The 18,078-nt window shown below is 59.0% G+C and carries 10 protein-coding genes; 4 read left to right on the top strand and 6 right to left on the bottom strand.

All coding sequences use genetic code 11. The features are described from left to right. Position 1 precedes the first annotated feature (1 nt). From AEAC466_RS32530 to AEAC466_RS45115, 5 genes are all read right to left on the bottom strand, one after another. The gene (locus AEAC466_RS32530) at positions 2-1,231 is read right to left on the bottom strand and encodes a 3-methyl-2-oxobutanoate dehydrogenase (2-methylpropanoyl-transferring) subunit alpha (protein ID WP_023458009.1); all 1,230 of its coding nucleotides are present in this window, start codon (positions 1,229-1,231) and stop codon (positions 2-4) included. Positions 1,232-1,442: 211 nt separating this feature from the next. Continuing rightward, positions 1,443-2,468 (bottom strand): Ldh family oxidoreductase, encoded by a 1,026-nt coding sequence (locus tag AEAC466_RS32525; RefSeq protein ID WP_023458008.1) that lies wholly within the window; start codon positions 2,466-2,468, stop codon positions 1,443-1,445. Positions 2,469-2,550: 82 nt separating this feature from the next. Then, the gene (locus tag AEAC466_RS32520; protein WP_235074251.1) at positions 2,551-4,182 is read right to left on the bottom strand and encodes a family 43 glycosylhydrolase; all 1,632 of its coding nucleotides are present in this window, start codon (positions 4,180-4,182) and stop codon (positions 2,551-2,553) included. A 5-nt stretch (positions 4,183-4,187) separates the two neighbouring features. After that, on the bottom strand, positions 4,188-6,506 hold the full coding sequence (locus AEAC466_RS32515) for a S9 family peptidase (protein WP_023458006.1): 2,319 nt from the start codon (positions 6,504-6,506) through the stop codon (positions 4,188-4,190). 60 nt (positions 6,507-6,566) lie between these two features. Next, a complete protein-coding gene (locus AEAC466_RS45115) occupies positions 6,567-6,698 on the bottom strand; it encodes a hypothetical protein (protein ID WP_023458005.1) in 132 nt (43 codons plus the stop codon). Positions 6,699-6,837: 139 nt separating this feature from the next. Between AEAC466_RS45115 and AEAC466_RS32510 the strand changes: the two genes are divergently transcribed. Together AEAC466_RS32510 and AEAC466_RS32505 are read left to right on the top strand one after the other, a co-directional pair. Next, positions 6,838-8,355, top strand: a complete 1,518-nt coding sequence (locus AEAC466_RS32510) for a tryptophan halogenase family protein (RefSeq protein ID WP_023458004.1) — start codon at positions 6,838-6,840, stop codon at positions 8,353-8,355. A 3-nt stretch (positions 8,356-8,358) separates the two neighbouring features. Then, positions 8,359-9,372 (top strand): cupin-like domain-containing protein, encoded by a 1,014-nt coding sequence (locus AEAC466_RS32505; protein WP_023458003.1) that lies wholly within the window; start codon positions 8,359-8,361, stop codon positions 9,370-9,372. Between the two features lie 95 nt (positions 9,373-9,467). Here the strand turns inward: AEAC466_RS32505 and AEAC466_RS32500 are convergent, their stop codons facing one another. Then, on the bottom strand, positions 9,468-12,317 hold the full coding sequence (locus AEAC466_RS32500; protein WP_031238647.1) for a TonB-dependent receptor: 2,850 nt from the start codon (positions 12,315-12,317) through the stop codon (positions 9,468-9,470). 399 nt (positions 12,318-12,716) lie between these two features. Between AEAC466_RS32500 and AEAC466_RS32495 the strand changes: the two genes are divergently transcribed. Continuing rightward, entirely contained in the window at positions 12,717-15,089 is a 2,373-nt protein-coding gene (locus AEAC466_RS32495) for a glycoside hydrolase family 127 protein (RefSeq protein ID WP_031238644.1), read from the top strand. Between the two features lie 105 nt (positions 15,090-15,194). Next, positions 15,195-18,029 (top strand): beta-L-arabinofuranosidase domain-containing protein, encoded by a 2,835-nt coding sequence (locus AEAC466_RS32490; protein ID WP_023457999.1) that lies wholly within the window; start codon positions 15,195-15,197, stop codon positions 18,027-18,029. Positions 18,030-18,078: the final 49 nt, after the last annotated feature.

Raw genomic sequence — 18,078 nt, 5'->3', positions numbered from 1 at the left:
ATCAGATCCCCATCTCGTTGCGTTGTTCGATATGGCGCCAGTCCGGTTCCTTGAATATGCCTTCGAACATGTGGCGGACATCCGGCTTGGATTTGCCCAGCGTGCCGACGGCCTCACCGGCCTTTACCGCCACGCGAATGGTTTCGGTCAGTTCGGCGACAAGGGCTTCGTGCCGCGCCTCATCCCATTCGCCAATGGCGATGAGGTGCTGTTTCAGACGCGCGATCGGATCGCCAAGCGGCCAGTGGCTGGCCTCGTCGGCGGGACGGTACTTGGTCGGATCGTCGCTGGTCGAATGGCCTTCGGCGCGATAGGTGAACAGCTCGATAACCGTCGTGCCGTGATTGGTGCGCGCCCGGTCGGCCGCCCATTGCGTCGCCGCCCACACCGCCAGAAAGTCATTGCCGTCGACCCGCAGGCCCGGCAGGCCATAGGCGATGGCGCGCGCCGCAAAAGTGGTCGCTTCCGCCCCGGCAAAACCCGAATAGCTGGAAATGGCCCATTGGTTATTGGTAATGCACAGGATGGCGGGGGCGCGGTAGACCGAGGCGAAGGTCATGGCTTCGTGCACGCCGCCTTCGGCCGTGGTGCCGTCGCCGACATAGCCGATGGCGATCTTGTCGTCGCCCTTGTATGCCGAAGCCATGGCCCAGCCGACGGCATGACCGAACCGGCTGCCCAGATTGCCGGAAATGGAATAGAACCCGTAGTCGCGCGCCGAGGTCAGGATGGGCAATTGCTTGCCATGCAACGGATCGTCGGCGTTGGAAAAGATTTGGTTGACCATGTCGAGCAGCGGATAGTCGCGCGCCATCAACCAGGCCGACATGCGGTAAGTTGGAAAGCTCATATCACCGGCGCCGAGCACCAGGGACTGGGCCGCGCCGATGGCTTCTTCGCCGGTCGATTTCATGTAAAAGCTGGTCTTGCCCTGACGATGGGCGCGGAACATGCGATCGTCGAACAGGCGCGTCATAAGCATGGCCCGCAACCCTTTCAGCAGAACGGCCGGGTCCAGCTTCGGGTCCCAGGGGCCGACCGCCCGGCCTTCGTCGTCAAGCACACGGATCAGGGTATAGGGCAGGTCGCGCATGTCCTCTTCGCGCGCCGCGGTATCGGGACGGCGCACCGCGCCTGCGGCAGGAATATCGATATGATCGAAGGAAACCGGATCGCCGGGACGCGCCGGCGGTTCCGGCACATGCAGTTGCAGCCTGGGAATATTCAGCATCGTTACCTACCTGTTTTTATATGGCGCGCATTCTGTGACACGTCGCTCAGGCAGTAGTTTCTCATGAAACATGAAATCTGCGAAATGATTTTTGCTTTATTGCCGCATGAAAGCAAGAAATTGAGACTATGAAATGAAAAAAGGGTGCAACCTTACAGCCGCACCCGCATAACCAGAAATATTATGCCCCAAACCCGCACTTACTGCGACGTTACACCAAGGCCAGCAAATCCTGGTAAAGCGCCTTAGGGATTGTTACCTCACCGCGTTCCGCCGTGCGCCGCCGCGCCGCATAGCGACGCTGCGACGGCAGGCGCGCGCCCTGCCCCACTATGGCGTCGAACAGGGCTTCGGCACGAGCCTGATGGTGCGCCACATTGCCGCCCATGAAGATGTTCGGGTCGATGGCGATGATCAGCTCACCGTGATAGGGGGTCGATTTCGCGCCTGCGTCGAAGGCCATCGATTCGAGGCTGAGCAGATCGCCGATCAGCGGTCCCGCCATCAGCTCGATCATGGCCGACAGGGCCGAGCCCTTGTGCCCGCCAAAGGTCAGCATGGCGCCATCCATGGCGCGTTGCGCATCGGTCGTGGGCTCACCGTCCGCATCGACCGCCCAGCCAAGGGGAATAGGCTTTCCGGCCCGGCGATGCAGTTCGATTTCGCCGCGCGCCGCCGCACTGGTGGCGAAGTCGAAAACGAACGGGTCCTGGCCGGGCCGAGGCCAGGCGAAGGCCAGCGGATTGGTGCCGAACACCCCTTTGGTGCCGCCATAGGGCGCAACCCAGCTATGGCTAGGCGTCAGGGCCAGGGCCACCAGTCCTTCAGCCACGATGGATTCGACCTCAGGCCACAGGGCCGAGAAATGGTAGCAGTGGTTGATGGCCAGGGCCGCAATGCCTGTCTGGCGGGCCTTTTCGACCAGCAAGGGCCGTCCGGTTTCAAAGGCCAGCAAGGAATAGGCGCCCTGCGCATCGGCCCGGACAAGGCCCGGCGCGGCATCCACGATCACCGGAGCGGCGTCGCACGACACCTTGCCCGCCCGCGCCGTGTGAACACAGACCAGAAGCCGGTAAAGGCCGTGGGAGTGACATTCGTCGCGCTGGCCGGCGCAAATCGTACGCGCGATGGCTGCGGCGTGATCGGCCGAAAAGCCGTTTGCGGTCAGGATGCGGGTGCTGAGGTCGAACGCCTCTGACAGGGACAGGGCCTGGGTTTCAGCCTGGATCTCGGACATGGAAAGACTACCGTAATATAAAAACAGATGACCGGGGCAGCAAACCCCGGCCGGAACGACCTATTGGTGACGATGACATCGCCTACGACGCCGCGCAGATAGGCGACGCGGAAAGCCGGGTGTCGGCTGCTTCGACCAGTACCGGCTTCGGATAGAGGGCCTCCCATTCCTGCGCGGCTATGGCAGCGTAGGTCTTGCCATCGCTGGAGGCGTCGAAGACTGCCCGCAGGCAGCGTGTTTCGACCGTATCGAAGCTGACCGCATTGAAGTCTTCGGTCGAGGTGCCGTAGGCCGTGGTGTGGCTGACCGGCACCCATTTATGCTCATCCCAGTATTCGAGGTGCCAGGCCTTGGGCGGCGCGACCCCGACACCGGAGCCAGCGGGTTGATCGTTCCAGAAGCGGATGCGTGACCCGTTTAGCTTGACCGGCGCTTCCCATTGATAAACCACCCATTGCTGCGCCGGGTTGTTGGGCGTCCAGGTGCCCCAGGTGTCGGGCGGCAACGGATTGGCGTGCACCTTACCGTCGTTCAGGGCGCGTATCCAGTATTGCACCGGCACAGGGGAATTGGAGGCGACAATACGGGCGGCTGGGGCGATATTGCGCTGAGGCTCGGGCGGCGGTGCGGGCGGGCGGGTCGGTTCCACTTTCTCGATACGTGCCGGCGTGACGCTGTCGTCCCAGGTCACTTCATCGAGCGAAACACTGCGGCGGAAATGGTCCCCGCCCTTGGCGTCGGCAGTGTGGTAGGCGATGTACCACTTGCCCTTGAACTGTACGATACCGCCGTGGGACGTCGTCGAAGACACCGGATCAAGCAACACGCCCCGATAGGTCCACGGCCCCAGCGGTGACGAAGCGGTTCCGTAGGCCTGGCACGCATAATAAACCGCTTCGGTGCAGTCCGAGTCCGGACCGGCCTTATTGCCGGCGTACATCATGTAATAGGTGCCGTTCCGTTTGAACAACCACGGGGCCTCGAAGAAGCCGGTCAGCCCCGTCACGTCCACCGGCGTCCCCTTGAAGGTCACCATGTCCTTTTCCAACTCGACGCCCTTCAAGCGTCCGAACGTGCCCCAGTAGAGGTATATGCGGCCGTCATCATCGACCAGAACCGTCGGGTCGATGTTCTGGATGGTGTTAGCGACCGGATAGGATTGCGACACAACCGGCCCAGCGGGATGCGCGTCGGTCCACGGCCCTTCCGGCGTGTCGGACACCGCGACCCCGATAGCGAAGGGGTCCTTGTTCGGGCTGTCCCTTTCGATGATTGGTGCGTACATGTAATAGCGCTTATCAGGCCCCTGCACAATTTGGGCGCCATAGGCGCGCGCCGGGGTCGCCCATTTAAAGACGTCTTCGGGCCGCATGAAATGCGGGTTATGCCGCCATACGCCCGTGGCCGGATCGTCGCTTTCCAGCATCTGCCATTCGGGCATGATGAAATCATTGACACCGACATCGGCGGTGTCGCGGCCGGTCAGTATGTACAGCTTGCCGTTGGCGACCAGCGGGGCTGGATCAGTGGTGTAGTCCTTGCCGTCCGGCAGAATGGGATTGCCGTTGGCATGAACGGTTTCCCAGGTGCCCGGTATCTGGGCTGGGGCCGGGGCCAAGGTCTGGGCGTGAGCGACGGACAGGCCCACGGCCAGCACCGAAGACAGCGTCAGGACCGAGACAAGCGTGCCAAACTTCCTATGGGTTTTCATCATGCCCCTCACTTCTGGTCGAACTTGGCGTCGGCGGCCGGCGGGGCTTCCCCCAGCAGGTATTGCGTAAAGAAATCCATATGCTTGCGCCAGTAATACGGCCCGACCGAATTGTGCGTACGGTTGGGGAAAATGACCAGTTCATGCGGCTTGTTCGCGGCGACCAGGGCGGCGTCGAGACGCAAGGTGGCAGCCACCGGCACATTGTCGTCGATATCCCCGTGGGTCAGCATCAGGTGTCCCTTGAGGTTGGCAGCAACGGAGGTATTCGAATTACGCTCCCATGTGGCGTCGTCTGCCACGCCCATGGAGACTTCCGGCCACCACGCCTTGTCCAGGCGCTGATCCTGATTGCCGGAATTGGCGACGGCGACCTTGTACACCTCCGGACGGCGCAAAATGAAGCGCGCCGCGTCGTAGCCCCCCGCCGAATGGCCGAAGACACCGACCCGATCGAGGTCGAAATAGCTGTATTTCGCCTTCATCGCCTTCAAAACCCAGATATGGTCGTCCAACCCGACTTCGCCGAGATTTTGGTAGGCGGGCAAACGGAAGGCCTGGCCGCGCTGGGACGTGCCGCGCGCATCGATCTCCACCACAATGGCGCCGATCTGGGCCATGCCAATCGCCGGATTGCGCAGATTGCGACCATAAGATTCGGCGATGACGTGCGTCGTCGGCCCGGTATAGACATATTCGATCACCGGATAGCTTTTCGACGGATCGAAGTTCTTGGGGCGGAAGATCATGCCGTACAGCACGGTCTTGCCGTCGTTGGCCAGGGTCTGGAACGGTTCGGCCGGCGTGAAGCCCGTCGCCAGCAAGGCGGACGGATCGGCATGGCCCAGTTCGGCGACAATGCGGCCATCGGCGGCGCTGCGCAACAGGGTGCGCGTCGGCATCGTCGGGCTGGACATGCGGTCGATAAAGGTCTTGCCATCGTCGGCGACCGTTACGTCATGATCCAGCGGTTCGGGCGTCAGATTGCGGATCGCTCCGTCGAGGGTGACGCTGTACAGGCTGGAGAAATAGGGGTTTACGCCCGCTTCGCGCCCAATGCCGGTGATCAGCAGGGTCTTCGCCTTATCATCGACGCGCAGAATGTCGGTGACTTCCCAATTCCCCTTGGTCAGCGCCTTGCCCTGCGTCAGCTCGCCCGGTCGCGTCACTGTGCCCTTTGGCACATAGTAAAGCTGGGCCCAGCCGGTCCGCTCAGAAATAACCAGATCGCCGGACAGTTCCGGCGTCGGGCGGATGGAAGACGACGTCACCGTGACTAGCGGCTTTATGACTTCGCGGGTGCGCACGCTTGCCATATTGGTCGCCGGATCGATTTCATACTGGCTGATCTCACCGTAGCCGCGCCGTGTCCACTGATACAGGACATGATCCTTATCCCAGCCCATGTTGGGATCGCCAGGCCACAGCATTGGGTTGGTAGGCACATTGAGCACCAGAGGCGCGATCTTACCCGCCAGAGCGGCCGCCGGGTCGAGCACGACCGGCACGAATTGCGGCACCTGGGCAGCGCCCGCCGTGGGGTACACATAATCGAAGTGACGCGGGAACTGGCTGCCCGGCGGATTGGGTTGCACGCCGTGCCAGATATAGCTGCCGTTACGGTCGAGGCGGTAGGTCAGGATACGTTTGGAATCCGGCGACCATTGCACGCTGACCGGCATGGACGGGGTTTCGGTATTGGCCTCCACCATGTCGGCGAACATCGGATAGTTCATGCCATAGCGCTGGTCATAACTGCCATCGGCGGTCAGGGGCACGGTCTTTCCGGTGGCGATTTCGACCAGGGCCAGATCGTAGCCCTTATGGATCACCCTATAGAGGCCATCGGGCGAAACCACACCGGCATCGACGGCCGGCGGCGGCGAAAACGGCGCAGCGGTGACGGTTCCCGCCGCCACATCATAGATCAGCTTGCGCCCGCCTGCCGACACGGTCAGGCGACGGGTATCGGCGTCATAGGCTTCCGGCCACGCGTCGTACGGCCCCTTGTCACCCAGGATCGGTATCAAAAGCGGCTTCATAGCGGCTTCTGTCACCAGATCGCTCACCTGGCCAGTTGCCGTGTCAGCCAACGAAATTACGCCCTGCCCCTTCGCGCCACGGCGATACAATACCGCCTTGCCGCCATCGACAAAACGTGCCCGCAGGTCGAGGTCCGTGACCAACTCCATAGGCTTGCCCGCCAGATAGGATTGGGCTGTGATATACCGGTCGGTGATGGACGGCTGCGCTGTCTGCGCGAATGCAGCCGGCGACAGGACAAGCAAAGAAACGGTGCCCGTCAGGGCAAGGGGAAAAAGGCGCATGATCAACTCTTGAAAGCGGCGGGTTTGTTAATTGGGTGCGGCGTCACCGGGTAGTCGCCATTACGATCTCACGGTATTATCCGCGTAAAGGTCGTCATTACTGCTGAAATGCAGCGCCTTGGCGCCGTCTGGCGCGTTGATATCCATGGCGCCGCCGATCAGGCCCGCGACATGAATTTTGGATATATTCATCACATCTCACCCCAGCGCTTATTGTCGGACATAACCGACATAATTCCCAAGAGCTGTCAAATATTTTATACGATATACGGTAGAATTGACATCCCGCTACGCGTCGTCATACTCTAAATGGTCCTAGGTGTGAGGCGTTATGACAGCTGGCATTATTCGTAACATAGTGATTGTTGGCGGCGGAACCGCCGGATGGATGGCCGCGGCCGCCCTGTCTAAGGTTTTGGGCACGCAAAAATACAGCCTCACCCTCATCGAATCCGATGAAATCGGGACGGTCGGCGTCGGTGAAGCGACGATTCCCACCATCCAGGAATTCAACCGGATGCTGGAAATCGACGAGAATACCTTCATGCGCGAAACGAATGCCTCGTTCAAGCTGGGCATCCGTTTCCTCAACTGGTCGGCCCAGGGCAGCGACTACTTCCATCCGTTCGGGACATATGGCCTGGATATGAACGGTATTAACTTCACCCACTACTGGATGCGATATCACCTGGCGGGCGGATCGGCCGATTTTGGCCTTTTCAATCCCCAAACCCTGGCTGCGCGCCAGAACAAGTTTGGCCGAATGGCGGAAATCAATCCGAAGGCGCCGAACGTCAACTATGCCTTCCACTTCGACGCCTCCTTATACGCCAAATTTCTGCGCGCCTATTCAGAGGAAAAGGGCGTAGTACGCCGGGAAGGCAAGATCAACGCCGTCGCCCAAGCCCCTGACTCCGGTGATGTTGAGTCGGTGACGCTGGAAGATGGCGGCACAATTAACGGCGACCTGTTCATCGATTGCTCAGGTTTCCGGGGCCTGCTCATCGAGCAAACCCTGAAGAGCGGTTACACTGACTGGTCTCATTGGTTACCCTGTAACCGCGCCGTCGCCGTGCCGTGCGAAAAAACCCGCCCCATCACACCCTACACGCAGTCCACCGCCCGTGAAGCTGGTTGGCAATGGCGCATACCGCTCCAGCATCGCACCGGAAATGGCTATGTGTTCTGCGACAGTTATTTATCCGAAGACAAGGCGAGCGAACTTTTGCTGCAAAGGCTGGACGGCAAGGCCCAAGCCGAACCACGCGTCATCCGCTTTGTCACCGGGCACCGCACAAAGCAATGGAACCGCAACGTCGTAGCCGTGGGACTGGCCAGTGGTTTTCTGGAGCCACTGGAGTCGACCTCTATCCATCTCGTGCAGGAAGCCGTGCTCACCTTGCTACGCTATTTCCCGGGCAAGGTCATTACCGACACGCTGCGCGACTGCTTCAACCGCGACATGTTAGCCGCATATGACAACGTGAAGGACTTTTTGATCGCGCATTACAAAGTGACAAAACGCGAAGACACGGATTTCTGGGCGCACTGTAAGCGTATGGAGATTCCCGACAGTGTCAAGTTCAGACTGGCGGCGTTCGAAGAGCATAATCACTCTCTGGTAGAAGCAAATGAGTTGTTCAAGGAAGCCAGTTGGTTTGCCGTTCTGGTCGGTCAAGGCCTGAGACCCCTCTCCTACGCGCCCCAGGCGGATGTCATGGCAAAGGAGGAATTCGACTGGCGTATGGATCGCATTCGCGAAGGTACCGCCGCTCTGGCGGGCGTTATGCCATTGCACGAGTCATACATCGCAGGCGTTTGCGCCTCCCGACAGCGGGTTGGGACGTGAATCATGTCCTTGACACGTCCCGAAGTGCGCACAGTTGAGAATATCGACCGGCAAACCTTCGAAAGCGAAGTCGAACCGGCCGGCGTTCCCGTCATTCTTAAAGGCATTGCCGTTGATTGGCCGGCGGTGAAAGCGGCACGTGTTTCGCCTCGCGCGCTGGGCGATTACCTGCTCCAATACGATTCTGGCCGCATGGTGGATGTAGCCTTTGCGGAAAAGGAGCTCAAAGGCCGATTTTTCTATAATGACAGGCTGACAGGCGTTAATTATCAGACTCACAAGCGGGCGCTGCGCGCACTCGTCGGTTGGTGCTTGTCGGTGGCAGACAAGGGTGAAGTCGAAGCTGTCTACATGCAGGCGCAATCTGTTGACCATCTGGTTCCGGATATGGCCGCCGATCTGGACATGCCGTTACTGGATGTATCGGTTCGCCCGAGGATTTGGCTGGGCAACACCCTACGTACCCAGACGCATTTTGACTACATGGCAAACATCGCCGTGCATATAGCCGGCGAGAAGACATTCACCCTGTTCGCACCTGACCAGACGGGCAATCTTTATCCTGGTCCGCTTGACATGACGCCCGCCGGCGTTCCCGTAAGTATGGCCTCATTGGAAGAGCCGGACTTCGAACATTTTCCCCGACTGAAGGAAGCGATTGGCAAGGCTGTAGTGGCCCGCCTAGAACCCGGCGATGGCCTGTTCATTCCCCCTTTGTGGTGGCATCATGTTCAAACAATCGGGCCACTCAACATGCTCATCAATTACTGGTGGGACCCCGCGCGCGACGATTCGCCCGACCCGGTGGATGCGTTGATCCTGGCGGCGCTGGCTTTCAAAGACATGCCACCTACTCAGCGCGAAGCCTGGCGCGCCCTACTCGATTACTTCGTATTTGAGACCCTGGGCGATCCGGTCGCGCATCTGCCCGGCCAGATATCTAGTCCCTTTCGCCGGAATATGAGCCGGCAGGATATGGCGCGCTTTGCACGCATATTTGGACGCCGAAATGAGTAGACAAGTCGCCCGCCATTCCCAAAATTTTCGGTTTATGCGAAAAAAGCCCCATGCCAAGATGGCACGGGGCTTTAAGTATTCATAGCGTACAGAATTTAGTAGCGGAAGCGGGCACTGAGCTGAACGGTACGTGCCTGAACACGAATGCCTTGCGGCAACAAACGTTCATTGCCCCATGACAGCTTGGTGTTGTTCTCAAGCAGGTTGGTGCCTTCAAGACTTAGCGTAAGCCGGCGTATCGGCGTCCAGTTAATCGCTGCGTCTAAACGCGAGGTCGCTTCGATATATGGGGAGTATTGAGCATATTGCTGCTCAAAAATGCCCGTACGGAACCGGTCTCGATAGTTGTATGCCACGCGCGCACTCAATGTCGGCGTATCATAGTAAAGTATAAGATTGTACGTATATTTTGAACTACCAAGCGCATTGCTGTCAGCACCGTTGTAATCAATTTTAGCGACCTGGTTGTACGAGTAATTGAACTGGCCACCAAAATTGGCCCATTTGCCAGGCAGGAAGTCAAAGAAGCCTTGGGCATTGAATTCGTAGCCCTGGAACGTACCGGCACTCGCATTTCGCGGACGCCAGATGTTGTAGGTGATGCCGTCGATCACTTCATCGGCTGGCGCGTCATAGATAAAGCCGTCAGGCTTTTTAAGGTAAGCGGCGAAAGACACCACGCCGCCGCGGCCAAAATAATATTCCAGCGAGGCATCATAGTTATCTTCGCGATTGGCCTTCAGCTCGGCATTACCCCCCCAGCCCGACCCCTTAGGTTGGGTCGACTGATTGGGATAGATAACCGGCGTGTTCAAGAAGGTGAAGGAGGTTGCCTGCGCGAAGTTTGGACGTTGAACATTCTTCGAATAGGCCATGCGCAATTGCATTTTCGGCGTGAAGTGAGCGACGATGTGCGCGCTTGGCAGGAAGTCCTCGTAGTCAAGTTCCGTCGTCCGCGGCACCATCCGGACCGTCGTTACGTTGTTGTTGGTCGAGGGGTCATTATCGGGGTCCGTAATATCGACCTGACGATCGACCGAGAAGCTTGCTCCCCAGGTATGAACCGATCGCCCGCCAATAACGCCGTCAAAGGGTAGGCCGCCGACATCGAAGCCGTAGAAAAGCTGGGCATACACCGCCGCAGTATTTTCATTAGACGTGAACGTACCCATCATCCGCTCAGTTTGGACATCGCGCGTTGACCACTGCTGGGTAGCCGGAACCTCCGCCTGAGCGGCAGGATCCCATGCGCCACCGCCGCCATAAGACAAGGTCGCAGGGTTAGAAGCCAGGCCGCGAATAGTATCGAAATTTTCCAGATAGCTATCGAGTGACAAACGGTACCATTGAGCGGACTGATAGCCCGGAACATTGGCGTAAACTGTATCCAGATTATTGCCGCCTGGAAAATTCGCCAGCTTGATCGCCTTAGCATCAATAAAGCCGGCATAACGATAACCATAAAGACGCTCTACGTCGCGGGCCGTTTTTCGCGCCCCGAATTGTACGCTACGGATCAGTTTATCGTCGCTAACCCGATAGGTCGCGTCGAACGCATAGGCGGTCTCCTCGCTGGTTTCGAAGCCCTTGCCGTTCTCAATCTGACGCATGTTGTAGTTATTTACATCGGTCAGGTCGATCGACTTACCGTTAACGTCCAGAAATTCAACATATGGCCCCGTCTCCTTCATCTTGTCGGAGGCGAAATCGAAATTAACGGCAGCCAACCCGTTGAGACGGATAATCTGTTGGTACCAGCTGTCGTCGAAGCGATTCTTGTCCTTCGAAATGCTTGCGTTCACCGTCCAACGGTCTTTATGCCAATGCGCTTCGGCATTAATGCGGCTGTTACGCGTGGTGTAGACATCGTCACGGGCGAACGGGCCTGCCGCCAGCATGTTGCCATCAGACGGATTGATATCCTTCAACGTCATAGACTTTACGGTCTTACCGTCAGCCATGTAGACAACATCGGTCAAGACGCCGGGACCTTCCTTTGGGCTGGCCTCCAGGAAATCGACCGCGCGGTTTTCATCGGCATCGAAGCCGATAGCCTCGACGAGCAAATCGAGATCTTCGTTCACGCGCCACTGGTAGGCCAGATTGTAGGCGTTGCGCTTAACTGTACCGCGCTGAATGCCGTTCTGAACCTTATAAGGCGCAACCGTCGTGTTTTGCTGAGCGGCCGGCAAACTGGCCTGCTGGGTACCCCAAAAATAGGCCGGTGTTTCGGAAATAACCCATTGCTCATTATAATTATTTTCTTGATGCGACAGGTTGACCAGGAAACCCATTTCACCGATCGGCGTGTCAAAACGCTTGGCGATCAGCGCACTGGCGTACGGGCTCTCTGTTTTCCCAACATTGGCGTACACATTGCGGACACTGCCCGCCAACGTCCACCCTTTAGGCAAGTCCATAGGCCGCCGCAAATCGACATTGACTGTACCGGCAATGCCACCTTCGACTTGATCCGCCGTGCGATTTTTATAAATCTGCACCGATTTAAGCAGTTCTGCCGGAATATCATTTAGCGAAGCGCTACGGCCGACGCCGGTATTGTTCGGAGATCCGTTCAGGGTCGTCTGGACATCTTCCATGCCGCGGATTTTCAGGCCAGTGCCCTCGCCGCGCTCACGTTCGATCTGAACACCGGTAATCCGGGCAATGGCTTCGTTGACATTGTTATCCGGCAACTTTCCAGCATCTTCAGCGTCAACCGAATCAACAATCTGCGCGGAGCGACGCTTGCGGTCCACCGCCGTCTTCATGCTTTTGCGCAAGCCTTTTACGATAACGACAGCTTCAACGTCGCTGTCGGGCGTCGCTTCTGTCGTGGTCGTGACCGGTGTGGTTTCCTGTGCCAGCGCAGGCGCGCATATCATGGCGACGACCAGGCCGGTCGCGGCGTAAAGCAAGCTCTTACTCTTCGTAGATTTAACCATCTTTGTTCCTTGGTTCGGTAATTTGACGCCGCAAGAAGGCACGAATTCACATATCGGCAAAATATTTTATACGATATACAACATTACGAAACCGATCTCAATAACAAGACAATTAAATGTTACTCATGTGAAACATTTTTGCTCGTATCTCGCGGCCACCCGCGTAACGAAGCGATGACAAAGGACAAGATTTTTCTTAAATATTACAACAATATAAAAAACTTCTCGCTCCTAGACCTGCAATTCTTCCATTTCTATGGTTGGCATTTGCAATAAAAATAAGGCTCAAAACAGTCAAATAACGGCGAAATTTGGACTGGCTTTCGGGATTCTCCGACTTCCGCCTTGCCAGTTTCGCGTATATTGTATACCAAATTGTCCGACAACATGGAGCCCCTTATGTCCTTGTCCGTGCACACCCGCCGCCAGTTCCTGTACGCCAGCGCTGCCCTCACCGGCCTGAGCGCGGTATCGGCCTCGGCCGCCTTCAGCCAGACACCTGCCGCTTCGGTCAGCGCCTTGCCGCTTAGCGATGTCCGCCTGTTGCCCTCACCGTTCAAGACGGCGCTGGATGTCAATGAGACCTATCTGCTGACGCTCGAACCGGACCGGTTCCTGCACAATTTCCGCAAGGGCGCCGGTCTTAAGCCCAAGGCCGAGGCCTATGGCGGCTGGGAACAGGACACCATCGCCGGCCACAGTCTTGGGCACTATATGTCGGCGATCTCACTGATGTATGCGCAAACCGGCAATCCGGTGCTGAAGCAACGCGCCGGTTACGTCATCGATGAACTGGCCCTGATTCAGGGCGCCCAGGGTGACGGCTATGTCGCCGGCTTCCTGCGTAAGCGCAAGGACGGCACGGTCGTTGACGGCAAGGAAATCTTCCCGGAGATCATGTCGGGCGATATTCGGTCCGCCGGCTTCGATCTGAACGGCTGCTGGGTGCCCTTCTACAACTGGCACAAGCTCTATAGCGGCCTGTTCGATGCCCAGTCCCTGTGCGGCTATGACAAGGCCATTCCCGTGGCCGTCGGGCTCAGCGTCTATATTGACAAGGTCTTTGCGGCGCTCAGCGACCAACAGGTCCAGACGGTGCTCGATTGCGAACATGGCGGCATTGAGGATAGTTTTGCCGAACTGTACCAGCGCACCCAGGACCCGCGCTGGCTGAAGCTGTCTGAGCGTCTGTACCACCACCGCGTCATGGACCCGATGGTGGCGCGCGAAGACAAGCTGGCCAATATCCATTCCAACACCAATATCCCGAAGGTGTTGGGCGCGGCCCGGCTCTACGACATCACGGGCAAGGCGGATTATCGCACCGCCTCCGATTTCTTCTGGGAACGTGTCACCGGACACCATAGCTATGTCATCGGCGGCAATGGTGACCGGGAATATTTCTTCGCGGCTGACACCATATCGAAGCACATCACCGAAGCGACGTGCGAACATTGCGCCACCTATAACATGATGAAGTTGACGCGCGATCTGTATCGCTGGTCGCCCGACGCGCGCTATTTCGACTATTTCGAACGCGCCCACTTCAATCATATCCTAGCGCAGCAAAACCCGAAGACCGGCATGTTCAGCTATATGACACCGCTGTTCACGGGCGCGGCGCGCGGCTTCTCCGATCCGGTCGATAACTGGACCTGTTGCCACGGCTCGGGCATGGAAAGCCACGCCAAGCACGCCGAGTCGATCTACTGGCAAAAGGCCGACACACTGCTCGTTAACCTGTACATTCCCTCGACCGCCAAATGGGCGGCCAAGGGCGCCGCCGTGCGGCTCGACACCGGCTACCCCTTCGACGGCGAAGCGCGGTTGAGCCTAACCAGCCTGCGCCGCCCTTCTCGCTTCAAGGTGGCCTTGCGCGTCCCCGGTTGGGCGAAGACGGCGACCCTGACATTGAACGGTAAGCGTATCGAGGCCACGCGCGACGGCGGCTACCTCGTCATCGACCGGGTATGGCAAGCCGGCGATCGTATCGCCCTTTCGTTGCCGCTCGATCTGCGCGTCGAACCGACCGGCGACAATCCGGGCGTGGTCGCCATATTGCGCGGCCCGCTGGTTCTCGCCGCCGACCTCGGCTCAGTCGAAGACGATTACAAGGCGACCGACCCGGCCCTTGTCGGCAATGACCTGCTGGCAGGCTTCACGCCTGTCGCCGCTGAAAAGGCCCATTACAAGACGGTCGGGATCGGACGGCCGGGAGAATTGCAGTTCGTGCCCTTCTATAGCCAGTGGGAACGCCGCAGCGCCGTATATTTCAAGGCCTTCAACGAAGCCGACTGGAAGGTCGAAGAAGCCGCCTTCCTGGCTGACCAGGACCGCCAGCGCGACCTGGCCACCCGTTCGGTCGATGTCATGCACCTGGGCGAAATGCAGGCCGAACGCGATCACAACCTGGAATCGGACGTATCGTGGCCCGGCACCTATCGTGGCCGCAACGGTCGCGACGCGCGATCAGGCGGCTTCATGTCCTTCACCATGAAGGTCAAGCCTGGCCCGTTGGTCATGCAGGCTAGCTATTGGGGTGATGACAGATGCGATTTCGACATTTTGATAGACGGCCAGAAGCTTACGACCGTCTCGCATAAATCACCCAAGCCCGGCGAATTCTTCGATGAGCAATACCCTGTGCCGGAGGCGCTGACTCAGGGCAAGGCATCCGTCACCGTCAAGCTGGTGCCGCACGAAGGCCGCTCCACCGCCATGGTGTTCGGCGTTCTGTTGTTCACCGCCGCGCCTGCCGGAACGCCCGCCTGACGGTAAATAGAGTATAGCATACCGATCCCATACGTTATCACACCTAGTCCAGAATGCCGACCTAACGGCGCAAAGCCCATAACAAAAACTCCCCGGAGGATGCCAATGCCCAGACTATCCAAGTTTCAGTGCACGACCCATGACACGGGCGCGTCTTGCGATTGCGGCCTCGATCGCCGCTGGTTTTTGGGTAGTCTTGGCGCGGCCGCCTTCGCCGCTACTGCCTGGCAGGGCGCGGCCATGGCCGCCGACGCGTCGGTAAACCTGGCCAAGGTCGCGACGCCGTCGACCTCCTATAATTCCGGTGACACCAAGGTCGCCGCCCTGAACGACGGCAACACGCCGGCCAATTCCGCCGACGCCGAAAAGGGCATGTACGGCAACTGGCCCAAGACCGACACCCAGTGGGTGCAATACGACTGGAGCCAGCCGGTCACCACGAACAAGGTCGAGGTCTATTGGTGGATCGACGGCCAGGGCGTGGGCGCGCCCAAGGCGTGGCGTCTGCTGTACTGGGACGGCAAGGCCTTCGTGCCGGTGGCCGCCGCCAGCGGCTACGGTGTGGCCAAGGATGCCTTTAATACTGTCACCTTCACTGCGGTGAAGACGGACAAGCTGCGTCTGGAAATCGTCTCCGACGGCACACTGTCGACTGGCATACTGGAATGGCGTGTATGGAGTGAAGGCGTCATTCCCGCCTTCGCCCCGGCTGTAGCGGCTGGGATCGACCGAACCGTCATCCTCGGCGGCAAGACCTATCTGATGGGCAAGGCCGACTGGCTGACCCCGACGGCCGACGCGGGCGTATTGTGGCGCAAGGTGTCCGGCCCCGGCACCGTGACCTTCGCCGACGCCGCCCAGGCCGACACCACGGCAACCTTTTCGGCGCCCGGCCTCTATGAGGTCGAACTGGCGGCGAAGTCCGGCGGCAAGGTTTCGACCTCGACACTGCGCGTCCATGCCCAGGCGGGACCGCCGGCCGAGCGGCTGGATGTCGTCTACACCAAGCGCTACAGCATCGACAGCCCGCTATGGAATGCCCGTGCCAAGGCGCTGATCGTCAACTGGATTCCGCACGTCATCGACTATTGCGAACGCACGGATCTGAAAATCGGCAATGGCGGCATCGATAATTTCATCGAGGCCGGAAAGGCTAACCGCGGCGAACCGCACGCGCCGCATAAGGGCTACGTCTTCTCCAACGCATGGGTCGTCGAGTCGGTCGAGGCCATGTGTATCGCCCTGATGGTCGATCCGCAGGGCGATGCCGAGATGATAGCCGCCCAGTACAAGATGCGCGCTACGCTAGAGCGCTGGATTCCGATCATTCTCGCCGCCCAGGAACCGGACGGCTATCTGCAAACGGCCCATACACTGGCTGCGCCGGGCGCGTGGCCGGAACGCTGGTCGCCGGAACACCGCGCCGATCATGAAGGCTATATCGCCGGATACTTCATCGAATCGGCCATCAATCACTACACCCTGACCAACGGTCAGGATCTGCGCCTGTACAACGCCGCCAAGAAGCTGGCCGACTGCTGGGTGGCCAATATCGGCCCGGGCAAAAAGGAATGGTTCGACGGCCACCAGGAAATGGAACAGGCGCTCGTGCGCTTTGGCCGTTTCGTCAATGACGAAGAAGGTCATGGCCGCGGCGACGCCTATATCAGCCTGGCGCGGTTCCTGCTGGAATCGCGTCGCGGCGGCCAGGAATACGACCAGAGCCACCTGCCGCCGATCAAGCAGTATGAGGCCGTCGGCCACGCCGTCCGCGCCGTCTACTTCTATTCCGGCATGGCCGACATCGCCGCCGAAACCGGGGATGTCGATTACCAGAGCGCGGTGATGTCGTTGTGGGACAATATGGTCAACCGCAAATACTATGTCACCGGCGGCATCGGCAGCGGCGAAACCTCGGAAGGCTTCGGCCCTGACTACAGCCTGCGCAACACTGCCTATTGCGAATCGTGCTCCAGTTGCGGCCTGATCTTCTTCCAGTACAAGCTCAACCTGGCCTATCACGATGCCAAATATGCCGACCTATATGAGCAGACGATGTACAATGCGCTGCTCGGCAGCGTGGACCTGGACGGCAAGAGCTTCTGCTACACCAATCCGCTGATCAATACCGAACGCACCCTGTGGCACGTCTGTCCGTGCTGCGTCGCCAATATCCCGCGTACCCTGCTGATGCTGCCGACCTGGACCTATGTGAAGGACAAGGCGGGGATTTACGTCAACATGTTCGTAGGCAGCAAGATCACGGTCGAAAAGGTCGCCGGCACCGATGTCGAAATGGTGCAAAAGACCGATTATCCGTGGAGTGGCACGGTATCGATCACCGTCAACCCCAAGGAAAGCAAGACCTTCACCGTCCACGTCCGCATTCCCGACCGTACCACCAGCGCGCTTTATACCGCCGAACCCAGAATCAGCGGCGTCAAGGTGTTCAAGGTGAACGGACAGGTTATCACGCCAAAGGTCGAAAAGGGCTACGCCGTCGTCACCCGTCAATGGAAAGCCGGCGACCGCATCGAACTGGAACTGCCGATGGCGCCGCAACGCATCCATGCGGATCCGAAGATCGAAGCCGATCGCGGCAAGGTGGCCCTGGGCTATGGCCCTCTGGTCTACAATGTGGAACTGGCGGACCAGAAAAGCATCGAACAACCGCTGAGCGCCGCCCCGATCAAAGCCGAATGGCGTCCCGACCTGTTGGGCGGCGTGGTCGCCCTGACCGGCAAATGGGCCGATGGCTCGACCCTGCTGGCCATTCCGAACTTCGCCCGCATGAACCGGATCGGCGCGGCGGCGGAAATCGGCGCGGGTGATGTCAATTACGCCCCCGGTACGGTTCAGGCCGCTCAGGCCGAAGTGGGACCGCGCCGGCATTTCACCGGATTGCAGTCCCAGGTCTGGATCAAGGACCAGAAGGCCTAAATCGCTATTTGTAGCGCCTTGAGCACAAATCCCCCTCTCCCCACATGTG

Source organism: Asticcacaulis sp. AC466, assembly GCF_000495815.1.
Classification (GTDB): Bacteria; Pseudomonadota; Alphaproteobacteria; order Caulobacterales; family Caulobacteraceae; genus Asticcacaulis.
This window is presented reverse-complemented; position numbering and strand designations above follow the sequence as displayed.